Genomic DNA, 12,597 nt, shown 5'->3' on the forward strand with positions numbered 1-12,597 from the left:
GTCAGCGCCCACCGGAGGACGGGCCGGCCGCCGGGTCCTCGTAGAAGATGTACGTGGCCCGCTGGGCGACCGCGTCCGGTACCTCGACCTTTTCGGCCTTGGAGCGTTCGGTGACCTGGCGCAGGGCCTCGGCGTCGACCTGGGTCTGGTCGAGGATGAGCCGTACGGCGTCCTCGACGGCCAGGAAGCGGTTGGGCAGCAGGGTGCAGGTGCGGTAGGCGCTGAAGGCCGCGGCCCGCGGGTTGAGCTGGAGCAGGGCCGGCAGCCGGTCCCAGTCGTGCGGGAACTCCGCGCCGTCCCAGGGGCGCGGGACGAGCACCGGCTCGCCGAGGTGGCGTAACAGTCCGAGCCGGGCCAGCTGCCAGACGGCGGCCAGGAACGGGCAGGACCACAGCCGCCGGCCGTCCTGCTCGGACCACAGCTCGACGTCCATGAACACGGAGTGGTTGCGGGCCGCGGTCTCCTCCGGCGGCTGCCAGCTCCTGACCTCGCCCAGGGCGGCGCGCTCGGTGGTGGGGGTGCGCCGGCCGTTGGCGAGCCAGCCGGTCTGGCCCACGGGCGGGCGCGAGCCGTTGCTGCCCGGCGGCGGCGACTCGACCAGTCGGTGGGCTACGGATTCGGCGATGTCGATCCGGTCGGCCACCGCGCAGCCCGACTCACGGGCCAGGTAGTCGATGCCCAGGCCCGCCTTCTCGGCCTCCTTCAGCACCAGCGGGACGAGTTCGGCGGGTGTCGAGAAGCGGGTGAAGTAGTCGTCGATGAGGAAGCAGGTGCTGATGCGGGGCCGCTTGTCGCCGGTGCGGCGGGCGACGGAGGCGCGGACGGCCTCCACCCACAGCCGCACCTCGGCGAAGTGCTCGCGCAGCCGCTCCGGGCCCGCCTCGAAGTCCTCCATGTAGAGATGCCCCAACTCCAGGGAGAGGTGGGACAGTTGCACGGACCGGGTGCGGGGCTGCGCCGTGGTCTCCCGGAAGACGGCCTCGGTCACACCTGCTCCCAGTGCTTGTCGTCGGTGATCCGGGCGGCCAGCCGGCTGAGCGCCTGCCACGTCTCCATGTTGGCGATCTGGCTGTCGAGCACGTCCTCGTCGGTGATGAGCTGCTCGCGCCACTGCAGGACCGGTTCGAGGGGGATGGAGCCGAGGACCTGGCTGTAGCCGATGCCGTGGGCGGAGGCGAGCTGCTTGAGGTCGGCGTCGGCCTTGCGCAGCCACGCCGACTGGGTCGGCGAGACCTGGGACCACAGCGGCGACTCGGGGTCGGGTACGGCGGCCCGTACGAAGCGGATGGCGCCGCGCAGCGCCTCCTCGTCGTGGCCGCGGTCGACCCCCGCGGCGACGATGCCGCGCTCGCCCAGGACCAGGCTCGCGGCGGCGGCCACATGCTGGCGGGTCCAGCGGTGGAACACCAGCCAACGGGCGGTGACGTGGCTCATCTCCGGCCGTGCGGTGGCCTCCAGGACCATGTCGACGGCGTACGAGCGGCCGGCGCTCAGGTCCACGAAGACCAGGTCGAACTCGTAGGACAGTTTCATCAGCAGGTCGGCGCAGAGCCGCACGTGGTCGCCGGTGGTGGCGAACTCGCCGCCGCCGACGTCGCCGGGCATCAGAACGAGGCGTCCGCAGCCGGGCGGCGGGTCGCGCAGCACCTGGTGCTCGGTGACGGCCCAGACGTCTATGCGCTCGGGCTCGACGACCTGGCCGTCGAGGTAGGAGTGCAGGCCGCCGCCCTCGATGGCGAGGCGGGCGTCGGCGACGTCGAAGACGGCCGAGGCGGTGGGCGAGCCGAAGTCGAAGTCCAGGTAGCAGACGTCGTCCCCGGCCAGTGCCCGGTGGTAGGCGAGGTTGGCGCTGGTGACGGAGCGGCCCGTGCCCCCCTTGTCGGAGGCGGCGAAGATCAGCACGCCGTCACCGTCCCTGGGCCGCGGCCTCGCGGGCCCGGGTGAGCGCGTCGAGCTGGCCCAGCACGTCGAGCGCCAACGCGTAGGCGGTGCCGGGGCGTTGGTCGAGCAGGTCGCGGGCGCGGCGCAACTTGACCTCGATGTTCCGCAGTTGCATCCCGTGCCGTCCGTCGTCGGAAGGGGCGGCCTCCATCTGTTCGTTGCCCAGGAGGTGGGCGGCCTCGCTGAGCAACGCCCCGGCCAGTTCGGTCAGTTCGGAGCTGCGCACAGGGGGTTGCCGGTACATCTCGTGGACCTGGACCATCACCTCGGCGACCCGCTCGGTGATGTTCCACGACACCGGTACATGGCGGGTGACGATCTCCGCGCCGGGGTAGGCGGCGTGGACGTTGTCCCACAGGCCGGTGCCCTCGCCCTCCCGGATGCGGCGCCGCCACATGTGGCCGAAGGCGTCCTCGGCGAGGCTGAGCAGCCGGTCGTGCGAGGCGAGGTTGCGCGACAGGGTGCGCAGCTGGATGGTCCGCTTCAGCAGCTGCGCCGAGAAGTCGTGCAGCGACCAGGTCATGGGCGCGCCGAGCTGTTCGCCGCCCTGGAGGGGCAGTTTGACGCCCGCGTTGTGCAGTTCGAAGACCTTGGGGTCGTCGCGCGTCATCCGGCTGGTGATGCGGCCGCGTTCGGCGAGGCGCTCCATGACGGTGACGGTGCGGGCGAGGTCGTCGTCGGTGGCCCGGCGCCGCATCAGGTCGTGGACGAGGATGGCGGCCACGGAGAGGGAGAAGTACTCGGACTCCAGCTCCTGTCCCGTCGTACGCCAGGGGATGTCCTCCAGGGGCCAGCGGTCGGGGTCGAAGCGGGCGATGCCGGACCAGTACTGCTGGGTCAGCTCCCAGCGCAGCCGGAGCGCCTCGGCGAGCTTCTGCTGTTCGGCGTTGAGCAGGCCCAGGGTGAGGGTGCGCTCGGAGAACAGGTCCTGGATGCCGTCGAGGGCGACCACGGTGAAGTACAGGTACGGCACCGCGCGGGCGACGCCCTTGGGCTGCGGCCCGATGGCCTCGTCGGTCTCGACCTCGGGTGCGTCCTTGACGATGCTCCACGCCCAGCCGCACTCGAAGTACTGGTTCTCGTCCTTGAGGCCTTCCTCGACGTCGATGCCGAGGGACAGGCTCTCGACGATCGCGGCGCGCAGGGCGCGGAAGCGGCTCTGGTACATGGTCAGCACCTGGCGCTGCGACAGCCGTCCCTGGCCGAGGAGTTCGGTGAGGTTGCGGCCCTGGTCGGAGTCGGTGTCGAAGGCGTTGACGGTGAAGGAGCGCAGCAGGCCCACCATGGCGGCGGTGAGCCGGTTGCCGGTGGCCGCGCGCAGCTCGGCGATCGTCTCCTGGATGTCGGTGCGTCTGGTCCTGGTCTCGTAGATCTTCAGGAAGCCGAGGGTGGCCAGGCAGAGGGTGATGGACATGGAGAACGAGTCGACGACGTCGAGCCGGCGCTGTTCCTCGGTGAGTTCCTGGGACTTGTCCCCGGAGCCGAAGTAGTAACCCCCCGCGAAGGTGGGTCTCTTGTCCTCGCCGGTGTGCGTGCGCATGAACTCGGAGGCGGCCCTGACCAGGTTGGCCGGAAGGTCGAGCCGGCCGCCGCCCCGTTTCAGCGCCTGGTGGACGTCCGCCTGCGTGGTGTCGGGGTCGTCCAGCCGGAACTCGGGGATCTCCGTGGCCGGGTACAGCAGGCAGAGCAGCCGCTCGGCGTCGGCGACGCTGCTCTTCCCGCCCCACTCGCCCCAGGCCCACTGCCCTTGTTCGAAGGAGTGGCGGCCGATGGCCTGCCAGATGTCCAGCAGATGCTGGCGTGGCTTGATCTGCATCCCATGCCCCTCACACAGGCCGCACTGCCGTCACTTGAGGAATGTCCCTCTTCTGTTGTGAAGATCCGCAGTGTCGAACAACCACTGATCAGACGGCCGGAATTTCCGAGTCCGTATTCTTTCGCCAGCCGTGGGCCAGGATCATTCCCGAATATCCGTCGCGCACACCTGGCTCGGCCTTCAACCGCTGCACCTCGAAGGGCCCGGCGAATGGTTCGAGGCTCTCGCGGACCTCGGTTTCCCCGACGTCGCAGGCCGGGAAGAAATGCTCGCCGACGTGGTAGCCCTTCGAGTGCTCCATGAAGGCGGCGGCGAAGGGGGCGCCGGGGGCGAGGGCGCCCATGAAGCGCTCGACACCCAGGGTGAACTCCCGGGGGTCCGCGGTCATCGACTCGGCGACGAAGAACATGGTCCCGACCGACCAGCGGGCGCCGAAGCGCTCCAGCCCGAAGATGCTGCCCTGCTCGACCTCGGCCACCTTGCGGAAGCGCTCGCGGGGGTCGAAGTCGAGGGCGGCGTACGCCTCGTGCTCGCACAGGGCGCCCCAGAACGGGTCCCAGGCGTCGTCGTAGGAGTCGATCTGACTCTTGAGGTAGCGCACGTTCCCCGGCGAGTGCTCGAAGAGGGTGACCTCGTCGGCCCAGGGCATCATGGAGAACGCGGGATAGAGATTGGCGCCGGCGCCCACGTCGATGCCGTATACCGGGCCGAGGCCCTGCTTCCGGAAATGACCACCGAAATGTTCCCGAAGAATATTCAGGATCTCCGCGTCCTCTGCCTGTAAGTCGCGGTAGTTGTGATCAACGTAGGCGATCGGGTCGAATGAATCCCAGGGCGCGTCGGCATTATGCACCCGGACATCCCCCGACGATCTCAAGGTCATTTGACCACGGTACCAGTCCTGGGAATTACCGTCATGTCCTTCGGCCGGCCGGGGCGCACCGGGGGCGCATGGTGGCGAATGCATTCATGCCCTGATCCGGCCTTGAACGGCCGGATTGTCCCGCTCAAGATGGTCGGAACTCTGCCGAACACTCCGGAAAGACAGACAGACAGGCGTCTCGCCCGTACCACCCGTACGGGTGTCAACGTGACCTTGACTCCCATCCCGCAGGGGGGCGGCATGACGGCTCTTCCAGAGAAACGTTTTCCTTCCACAGCGAGCAGCGCGGATCGGCCCCTGACGCTCAGAGGCGTCGTCGAGGCCGACCTTCCCGAGCTCCACCGCCTCGACAAGGAAGCCTTCCCCGAAGAGCCGTACCACTACTTCGAACTGCGCCAGGCCTACGACGTCCACGCCGACCGCATCCTCGTCCTCGACGACGGCGAGAGCCTGCACGGCTACGTCCTGTTCGTCACCACCTCCGACGGCTACGTGAACTGGATCAAGAGCCTCGCCATCACCCACGACCAGCGCGGGCGCGGACTGGGGCGCCGTCTGATGCTGGAGGTGCTGCGCCGGTTGCGCGCGGAGGGCGTCCACCAGGTGCGGCTGACCGTGGAACCGACGAACGCGGCCGCGATCACGCTGTACCGCTCCCTCGGCTTCGACTTCGAAGGCGGCGTCCACAAGCACTACTTCGGACCCGGGGAGGACCGGCTGATCATGACGCTGGGACTGTGAGACGGGTGTGGTCGCGTGTCAGGGGGAGACCAGCCCCGCCTCGTACGCCATGATCACCAGCTGCACCCGGTCCCGGGCGTCCAGCTTGGCGAGGAGGCGGGTCAGGTAGGTCTTGGCGGTGGCGACGCTGATGCACAGCCGCGCGGCGATCTCCGCGTTGGACAGGCCGCTGCCGACGAGGGTGAGGACCTCGCGTTCGCGGTCGGTGATACCCGTCAACTCCCGCCGGTGGGACCGCTGTTCGGGACGGGCCGCGAAGTCGTGGATCAGGCGGCGGGTCACGCTCGGGGCGATCAGCGCGTCGCCGGCCGCCACCACCCGGACCGCGCCGATGATGTCGTCGAGGGCCATGTCCTTGACGAGGAAGCCGGACGCGCCGGCGCGCAGGGCGGCGTACACGTAGGCGTCGTCGTCGAAGGTCGTCAGGACGACCACGCGTACCTCGCCCTGCGTGCCGGTGATGCGGCGGGTTGCCTCGATGCCGTCCATGCCCGGCATCCGGATGTCCATCACCACGACGTCCGGGGCGAGTTCACCCGCCAGCTCCACCGCCTCCTCGCCGCCGGCCGCCTCGCCGACGACCTCCACGTCCGCCAGGTCGGCCATGACCATGCTCAGCGCGGTCCGGATGAGTTCCTGGTCGTCGACCAGGAGGACCCGGACGCGCGGTGCGGACGCCGGCGCCGTCATCGGACGGCCGCCGGCAGCGGAAGCCGGGCGGCCACGCGGAAGCCGCCCTCGGCGCGCGGCGCGGCCGTGAACTCGCCGTGCAGCAGGGCGACTCGCTCGCGCATGCCGACCAGGCCGAAGCCGGTGTCGGCCGAGCTGCCCCGCCCCAGGCCGTCGTCCGTGATCTCCACGGCGAGTTCCCGCTCGTCGCGGAAGTCGACGGTGACCCGGCACGCGCGGGTGCCGGCGTGCCGTACGACGTTGGTGACGGACTCCTGGATGATCCGGAACGCCGACAGGTCGATGTCGGGCGGCAGCGGACACGGCTCGCCCAGCCGGCGCACCTCCACCCGCACGCCCGCGGCGGTCGTCGTGGCCGCCAGCCGGTCGACGTCGGCCAGGCCCGCCGGGGCGGTGTCCGGGCCCTGTCCGGGGTCGGCGGCCCGCAGGGCGACCAGCATCCGGCGCAGTCCCGTGAGCGTCCGGCGTCCCTCGCTCTCCACCGCCCGCATCGCCGTCAGGGCGGCCTCGGGGTGCGCGGTCGCCACCCGGGCTGCCGCGCCCGCCTGGAGGGCGATGATGCCGATGCTGTGGGCGACCGTGTCGTGCATCTCCCGTGCTATGCGCAGGCGTTCGGCGGTGACCGCCTGGGCGGCCTGCTCGGCGCCGAGGCGCTGGGCGTGCGCGCGGGACTCGTGCGCGGAGTTGCCCAGCAGCCAGGCGATCACGGTGACCAGGGCGACGGCCAGTTCGGCGGAGGTGCCGGCGGGCCAGCCGCGCAGCATCCGTACGGCGAGGTAGAGGATGAGGGTGCCGACCGCCAGGGGCAGGGCTATGAGCCCGGTGCGCCGCGGATGGGCGGCCGCGACGAAGTACAGCGCCACCATGGTGGTGAGGTACTGGGCCATCGGCAGCTCGGCGACGCCCAGAGTGCTCGTCTCGAAGAGACCGGCGAGGATCGTCAGAGTGACGGCGAGCAGCGGCCTGCGGTGCAGCAGCCGGCCGCCCTGGAGGGCCAGCGCGGTCGACAGTGCCAGGAAGGTCAGCCCGTCCCAGCGGTAGAGCTGGGCCGCCGGCCACTGCGCGGGCTCCGTCTCGCCGGGCAGCCGGAAGGTCGTCAGCAGGGTGAACAGCGTGCTCGCGCACCACACGAGCGCGGTCCACGCGGCCGGTGAGACGCGTTTGACCAGGGGCGGCGGAGGCGGGGCTGCGGGCATGACGCGATCGTAGGGCGGGCGCGCGGGCCGGTCATCGGCCCGTGGACGTACAACCAGGGTCGACAGGCGGCCCGTCGCAGTGTCGGCTCCCGTCCGATGCCCGGCACCCGCCGTCCGCGGGACCGTGGTCGCATGATCGAAGTCGAGCAGCTCACCAAGCGCTACGGCCCCACGACCGCCGTACGCGAACTGTCCTTCACCGTCCGCCCCGGCCATGTCACCGGCTTCCTCGGCCCGAACGGCGCGGGCAAGACCACGACGCTGCGGATGCTGCTGGGACTCGTCGAGCCGACCGCCGGCACCGCGACCATCGGCGGTCACGTCTTCCGCCGCCACCCGCGCGGACTGCGCCACGTCGGCGCGCTCCTCGACGCGCACGACGTGCACGGCGGCCGCAGCGCGCGGGCGCATCTGCACGCGCTGGCCCGCGGCAACCGCATCCCGCGGCGGCGGGTGGAGGATGTGCTCGCCGAGGTCGGCCTGACCGGGGCGGCGGCCGGGCGCCGGATCGGCACCTACTCCCTCGGGATGAGGCAGCGGCTCGGCATCGCGGCCGCGTTGCTCGGCGACCCGCCGGTGCTGATGTTCGACGAGCCGCTCAACGGGCTCGATCCGGAGGGCGTGCTGTGGGTGCGGGGGCTGTTCCGCCGGCTCGCCCGCGAGGGGCGGACCGTGTTCGTCTCCAGTCACCTGATGTCCGAGATGGAGCACACCGCCGAGGAGCTCGTCGTCATCGGCCGGGGTGAGCTGATCGCCGCCGAGAGCCTGGCCGAGTTCGCCGCGCGCGGGACGGCGCCCACGGTGACGGTGCGCTCGCCGGACTCGGGCGCCCTGGCCGCCGTACTGGTGAAGGAAGGGGCGCAGGTGGACCGTCGCGACGACGACACCTTGCAGGTGCGGGGGGCCGGCGCGGTCCGGGTGGGTGAGCTGGCGCACGAACACCGTTTGCTGCTGTGGGAGTTGACGACGCAGGCCGCCTCGCTGGAGACGGCCTTCATGGAACTGACGGCCGACAGCGTCGAGTACGCGGCAGGAGAGACGCGATGACGACCGCCCTCACGCACCCGCCCGCGCGTTTCACCGACCTGCTGGCCGCCGAGTGGATCAAACTCCGTTCGCTGCGCTCCACTTACTGGGCCCTCGGCTCCAGCGCGCTGGCGCTGGTGGCCTTCAACGCGAACGCGGCCCGCGCCGACTACGCCAACTACCCGCACTACGACGGCCCCGTCCTGCGCGACTTCGTGTATTGGGCGCTGCGGGACGCCTTCACCCAGGGCGCCGCCCTGATGCTGGTGCTGGCGGCGGCGAGCATCGGCGCGATCGCGGTCGTCGGCGAGTACGCGACGGGCCTGATCCGTACGACGTTCACCGCCGTGCCCGACCGGCGGGCGCTGATGACGGCCAAGGTGGCCGTGGTGACGGCGGTGATGACGGTGTACGGCGCGGTCGTCGCCGGGGCCTCGTACGCGGTGACCCAGGCGATCCTCGACGACCGCGGCCAGGGCGTGCCGATCGGCCACCCGGGTGCCTGGCGGGTGGTCGCCGCGTCGGCGCTGCTGGCGCCGGTGAGCGCGCTGGTGGGGATGGGGCTGGGGGCGGTGGTCCGGCACAGTGCGACGACGATGGTGCTGACCACGTTCGTGCTGCTGCTCCTGCCGTCCTTCGTCACCGAGCGCTACCACTGGACGGCCTGCGTCCGGAACGCCCTTCCCTTCAACGCCTGGGTCCGCCTGGTGGACGTCGGGTACGGCACCCACCCCTTCACGCTCGTCCCGAGATACCCGACGACCGTGGGCGGCGCCTGGGTCGTGTTCGCGGTGTGGGCGGGGGTCTCGGCGGTGCTGACGGTGGTGGTCGTGGACCGCCGGGACGTGTGAGGAACCCGGGGGCGTGCTGAGGTGAACGCCCGACCTGTCAGTGAGCGCAGCGCGCGTAGCGGCGGGCCAGCGCGTGGAACGCCTCCTTCGACTCCCAGTGCCAGTCCGAACGGGGGTCGTCGGGGCGGTCCTTGATGGTCTTGGTGATGCTGTAACTGGCCATGTCGAGGTCCTTGCGCGGGTCGTCGGCGCGGTGCGGGGCGTCCGGGGTGACGAACTCGAAGGCCATCGCCGCGTACAGGCCCATGGCCTCGAATACGCCCAACAGGTCCGTCAGATAGGCGGCCTGGGTGTGTTCGCTGCGCACGAGGTGGCCCTTGATCTCGCCCTTGTCGTAGTCCACGACGTCCCAGCCCATGCCACCCGCCTGCGGCGCGCCGTCGTAGGTGCAGCACCCGAACTCGGTGATGGCGAGGGGCTTGCCCCAGCGGAGATGGCGCCGCAACTCCCGTACGTGGTCGGCGTGGTGGGGGATGGAGGAGTAGTAGTCGATGCCGACGACGTCGAAGAGCCGCCAGTCGACCTGGTCGTCCTGGGCGGCGGCGTAGCTCAGCCGGCCCCGGAACACGGACCGGCCGAGGGCCGCCGCCCGCGCGGTGAAGCGGTCGAGGCGGCGCTGCATCCGTACGGGGTCAACGTTGCCCTTCCGCAGGTTCTCGACCCGCTCCAGGACCGTCGCGCCGGGCACGATGCCCGGCACGAACAGCCAGAACTCGCAGCCCACGCTGAAGTCGACGCTCGCGCCCTGCCGCCGCAGCCGCTCCGCGAACCGGCCGCACTCGGCAAGGTGCTCCAGGATGTCCCACTCGGGGGCGTCGGCGAGCGTGGGCTGCAGCCACACGTGCAGTCCGCGTTCGGCGGCCTCGGCGGCGGTGGCGGTGAGGCGTTCGACGCCGTCGCCGGTGACGTCGACGGTGTCGGCGTGCAGTTCGTCGCGGACGGCGCGGATGTCCCGGCGCATCCGGGCGGCGCTCCATGCCGTGCCGGGCGTCTCACCCTCACCGACGGTGTAGACGACGCCCCGGTGGCGCAGGCCGTGACGTATGCCGGCCGCGGCCGGCCGGCTCGCGGCGGTGACCGAGACGGCCGCCGCAGCCGCCAGGAACCGCGCCCGGCTGATCCCGTTCGTCTTCTCCATGCCCCCACTGTGGCGAGGGCGGCCGCGCGCCGCCGTCCGCCGATGGTCTACGGCCGGGCAACCATGGGACGACCCACGGCGTCGCTCACTGAAGAGATCGTCGACGAGCCCCGAGCGAAGGAGAGCAAGATCCCCACCCGACGCAGCCTCCTCATGGCCGGCACCGCCACCGTCACCGCGCTCCTGACGAGCGCCCCCGCCCACGCCACCACAGGCCGACTGACCGAACTGGAGCGGGAACACGGCGCCCGCCTCGGTGTCTTCGCGCGCAACCTGCGCACCCGGCACACCGTCTCGCACCGCGCCGACGAGCGCTTCCCGATCTGTTCGGTGTTCAAGACCCTGGCCGCCGCGGCCGTCCTGCGCGACCTGGACCGGCACGGCGAGGTGCTCTCCCGGCGCATCCACTACACCCGGGACGACCTCGTGGACGGCGCCCCCGTCACCGGCACGGACGAGCATCTGGCGCACGGCATGACGATCGCCGAGCTGTGCGACGCGGCCGTCCGCTACAGCGACAACTCCGCCGGCAACTTCCTGCTGCGCGAGCTGGGCGGCCCCACCGCGATCACCCGCTTCGCCCGCTCGCTCGGCGACCCGGTCACCCGCCTGGACCGCTGGGAACCGGAGCTCAACTCGGCCGAACCGGGCCGCCGCACGGACACCACCAGCCCGCGCGCGATCGGCCGCACCAACGCCCGGCTGCTGCTGGGCGACGCCCTGAACCGCACCGACCGGGCGCTGCTCACGCACTGGCTGCTGAACAACACGACCGGCGGCGCGCGCATCCGCGCCGGGGTGCCCGGAACCTGGACGGTCGCCGAGAAGACGGGCTCCGGTGCGTACGGCACCACCAACGACGTGGGCGTGGCCCGGACGCCGGACGGCGCCCCGATCGTGCTGTCCGTCCTGTCCACCAGGACGGACCGGGACGCCGCGTGGGACAACACCCTCATCGCCTCGACGGCCGGCGTGGTGGCGGACGCCCTCAGCTAGCGAAGTGGCGTACGTACCGTTTCTGCCACGGCGTCTCCACCGCGCGCCGGTCGTAGTGAAGCCGTACGAAGCCCACGGCCTCCTCGGCCGGTACGCCGTCCAGCACCGCCAGGCAGGCCAGCGCCGTGCCGGTGCGTCCCCGGCCGCCTCCGCAGGCGACCTCGACGCGCTCCCGCGCTGCCCGCTCCCAGGCCTCGGCCAGGGCGGCGCGGGCGGCCTGGCGGTCGGCGGGAAGGCGGAAGTCGGGCCAGCGCAGCCAGGTGGACTCCCAGGGCACGGACGGCGGCCGGCGGCCGAGGAGGTAGAGGGCGTACGAGGGCGCGGGCGCCGCGGGGTCGAGGGGGTGCCGCAGGCCGCGGCCGCGGACCAGCCGGCCCGACGGCAGCCGCAGCACACCGGGGTCGGTGGGTCGCCAGGTGTCCGTCATCGGGTCAGGGTACGGGCCTCGATGCCCCGGAAGTGGTGCTCCATGGCCCGCTGGGCGCCCGCGGCGTCCCGCGCGCGCAGGGCCGTCACGATGTCCCGGTGCCGGCGGACCGTCACCTCGGGCCGGGGGTCGTCCGTCCAGCCGCGGGCCGCGGCCACCCTGCGGAAGACGGTCCAGAAGGCGCCGAGGAGCTGGGGAACGAGCGGGTTCCCGAGCGGAGCGTAGAGCAATTCGTGGAACTGGCGGTCGAGTTCGGGGAAGGGTCGGCCGGACCGGACCGCCTTCTCCATCCGGGCCACGACCGCCTCCAGCGCGTCCAGCTCCGCCTCGTCGGCCGAGCCGGCGATGCGCCGGATCAGCCCCTCCTCCAGCACCTCCCGCACCTGGAGGATCTCGGCGAGGGCGCCGGTGTCGTCGTCGTGCCGGGCGAGGGTGCGGAAGGTGAGCCCGTCGACGAGCGGGGTGAGGGAGGCCTCGCCGACGTAGGTGCCGTAGCCGTGTCTGATCTCGACGATGTCGAGGGCCTGCAGGGCCTTGAGGGCCTCGCGCACGGAGTTGCGGCTGACCCCGAGGTCCTCCATCAGCTCGGCCTCCGTGGGCAGCGGGGCGCCCGGCCGCAGCCTGCGGTCGAGGATGAGCTGGACGACCGCGCGCCGGATGCGGCTGTTGCCGGTCTCCGGGTTCCTGGGCTGCGCGGACATGCGCCGCATCGTACGCGCGCCGGACGTCCCACGTCCCATGTCCGCCGCCGAGGTGCGTCAACTCCCGCCATTTCACACCGCCATTGGTGCGACCTCTGACGGCTGCGCCATTCGTGTGCGCGCCCTTGACCACCCCTTGGGCCGCTCCTAGGGTCACGGCTGACGACCAGGACGTAGGACGTCGTATCTCC

General features: G+C 71.7%; 13 protein-coding genes. 4 read left to right on the forward strand and 9 right to left on the reverse strand.

What is annotated here, in order from left to right; all coding sequences use genetic code 11:
- Position 1: 1 nt before the first annotated feature.
- From FBY22_RS34225 to FBY22_RS34240, 4 genes are all read right to left on the reverse strand, one after another.
- On the reverse strand, positions 2–988 hold the full coding sequence (locus tag FBY22_RS34225; protein WP_142151849.1) for an SCO2522 family protein: 987 nt from the start codon (positions 986–988) through the stop codon (positions 2–4).
- Complete coding sequence (locus FBY22_RS34230) at positions 985–1,902, reverse strand: SCO2523 family variant P-loop protein (RefSeq protein WP_142151850.1); 918 nt, start codon at positions 1,900–1,902, stop codon at positions 985–987. Before FBY22_RS34230 ends, FBY22_RS34225 begins: the two co-directional genes overlap by 4 nt.
- Before the next feature lie 4 nt (positions 1,903–1,906).
- Positions 1,907–3,757 (reverse strand): SCO2524 family protein, encoded by a 1,851-nt coding sequence (locus tag FBY22_RS34235; RefSeq protein ID WP_142151851.1) that lies wholly within the window; start codon positions 3,755–3,757, stop codon positions 1,907–1,909.
- A gap of 88 nt (positions 3,758–3,845) precedes the next feature.
- On the reverse strand, positions 3,846–4,640 hold the full coding sequence (locus FBY22_RS34240; protein ID WP_142151852.1) for an SCO2525 family SAM-dependent methyltransferase: 795 nt from the start codon (positions 4,638–4,640) through the stop codon (positions 3,846–3,848).
- Positions 4,641–4,880: 240 nt separating this feature from the next.
- Here FBY22_RS34240 and FBY22_RS34245 point away from each other — a divergent pair, with 240 nt between their 5' ends.
- A complete protein-coding gene (locus tag FBY22_RS34245) occupies positions 4,881–5,381 on the forward strand; it encodes a GNAT family N-acetyltransferase (protein ID WP_142151853.1) in 501 nt (166 codons plus the stop codon).
- Between the two features lie 18 nt (positions 5,382–5,399).
- Here FBY22_RS34245 and FBY22_RS34250 read toward each other — a convergent pair whose 3' ends face one another.
- A complete protein-coding gene (locus FBY22_RS34250; RefSeq protein ID WP_142151854.1) occupies positions 5,400–6,071 on the reverse strand; it encodes a response regulator transcription factor in 672 nt (223 codons plus the stop codon).
- Positions 6,068–7,267, reverse strand: a complete 1,200-nt coding sequence (locus FBY22_RS34255) for a sensor histidine kinase (RefSeq protein ID WP_142151855.1) — start codon at positions 7,265–7,267, stop codon at positions 6,068–6,070. The genes FBY22_RS34250 and FBY22_RS34255 overlap by 4 nt, the downstream gene beginning before the upstream one ends.
- Before the next feature lie 132 nt (positions 7,268–7,399).
- On the opposite strand from FBY22_RS34255, the gene FBY22_RS34260 reads away from it, so the two are divergent.
- The gene (locus FBY22_RS34260; RefSeq protein WP_142151856.1) at positions 7,400–8,314 is read left to right on the forward strand and encodes an ABC transporter ATP-binding protein; all 915 of its coding nucleotides are present in this window, start codon (positions 7,400–7,402) and stop codon (positions 8,312–8,314) included.
- Complete coding sequence (locus FBY22_RS34265; protein WP_142151857.1) at positions 8,311–9,144, forward strand: ABC transporter permease; 834 nt, start codon at positions 8,311–8,313, stop codon at positions 9,142–9,144. The genes FBY22_RS34260 and FBY22_RS34265 overlap by 4 nt, the downstream gene beginning before the upstream one ends.
- Positions 9,145–9,181: 37 nt before the next feature.
- Here the strand turns inward: FBY22_RS34265 and FBY22_RS34270 are convergent, their stop codons facing one another.
- Positions 9,182–10,282: an abortive phage infection protein gene (locus FBY22_RS34270; RefSeq protein WP_142151858.1), complete on the reverse strand. Its 1,101-nt coding sequence runs from the start codon at positions 10,280–10,282 to the stop codon at positions 9,182–9,184.
- Positions 10,283–10,435: 153 nt separating this feature from the next.
- Here FBY22_RS34270 and bla point away from each other — a divergent pair, with 153 nt between their 5' ends.
- Positions 10,436–11,278, forward strand: coding sequence for a class A beta-lactamase (gene bla, locus FBY22_RS34275; RefSeq protein ID WP_260845332.1), 843 nt, complete (start codon positions 10,436–10,438; stop codon positions 11,276–11,278).
- Here bla and FBY22_RS34280 read toward each other — a convergent pair.
- Positions 11,271–11,705, reverse strand: a complete 435-nt coding sequence (locus FBY22_RS34280; protein ID WP_142151860.1) for a protein-tyrosine phosphatase family protein — start codon at positions 11,703–11,705, stop codon at positions 11,271–11,273. The genes bla and FBY22_RS34280 overlap by 8 nt on opposite strands.
- On the reverse strand, positions 11,702–12,415 hold the full coding sequence (locus FBY22_RS34285) for a FadR/GntR family transcriptional regulator (RefSeq protein ID WP_142152611.1): 714 nt from the start codon (positions 12,413–12,415) through the stop codon (positions 11,702–11,704). The genes FBY22_RS34280 and FBY22_RS34285 overlap by 4 nt, the downstream gene beginning before the upstream one ends.
- Positions 12,416–12,597: the final 182 nt, after the last annotated feature.

The organism is Streptomyces sp. SLBN-31, assembly GCF_006715395.1.
Classification (GTDB): domain Bacteria; phylum Actinomycetota; class Actinomycetes; order Streptomycetales; family Streptomycetaceae; genus Streptomyces.

What these genes read in the sequence shown, in the direction of transcription:
- FBY22_RS34240 (WP_142151852.1), bottom strand. Translation starts at nt 4,640, where the DNA reads ATGACCTTGAGATCGTCGGGGGATGTCCGGGTGCATAATGCCGACGCG.
- FBY22_RS34265 (WP_142151857.1), top strand. Translation starts at nt 8,311, where the DNA reads ATGACGACCGCCCTCACGCACCCGCCCGCGCGTTTCACCGACCTGCTG.
- bla (WP_260845332.1), top strand. Translation starts at nt 10,436, where the DNA reads ATGGCCGGCACCGCCACCGTCACCGCGCTCCTGACGAGCGCCCCCGCC.
- FBY22_RS34260 (WP_142151856.1), top strand. Translation starts at nt 7,400, where the DNA reads ATGATCGAAGTCGAGCAGCTCACCAAGCGCTACGGCCCCACGACCGCC.
- FBY22_RS34270 (WP_142151858.1), bottom strand. Translation starts at nt 10,282, where the DNA reads ATGGAGAAGACGAACGGGATCAGCCGGGCGCGGTTCCTGGCGGCTGCG.
- FBY22_RS34280 (WP_142151860.1), bottom strand. Translation starts at nt 11,705, where the DNA reads ATGACGGACACCTGGCGACCCACCGACCCCGGTGTGCTGCGGCTGCCG.
- FBY22_RS34285 (WP_142152611.1), bottom strand. Translation starts at nt 12,415, where the DNA reads ATGCGGCGCATGTCCGCGCAGCCCAGGAACCCGGAGACCGGCAACAGC.
- FBY22_RS34255 (WP_142151855.1), bottom strand. Translation starts at nt 7,267, where the DNA reads ATGCCCGCAGCCCCGCCTCCGCCGCCCCTGGTCAAACGCGTCTCACCG.
- FBY22_RS34250 (WP_142151854.1), bottom strand. Translation starts at nt 6,071, where the DNA reads ATGACGGCGCCGGCGTCCGCACCGCGCGTCCGGGTCCTCCTGGTCGAC.
- FBY22_RS34245 (WP_142151853.1), top strand. Translation starts at nt 4,881, where the DNA reads ATGACGGCTCTTCCAGAGAAACGTTTTCCTTCCACAGCGAGCAGCGCG.
- FBY22_RS34235 (WP_142151851.1), bottom strand. Translation starts at nt 3,757, where the DNA reads ATGCAGATCAAGCCACGCCAGCATCTGCTGGACATCTGGCAGGCCATC.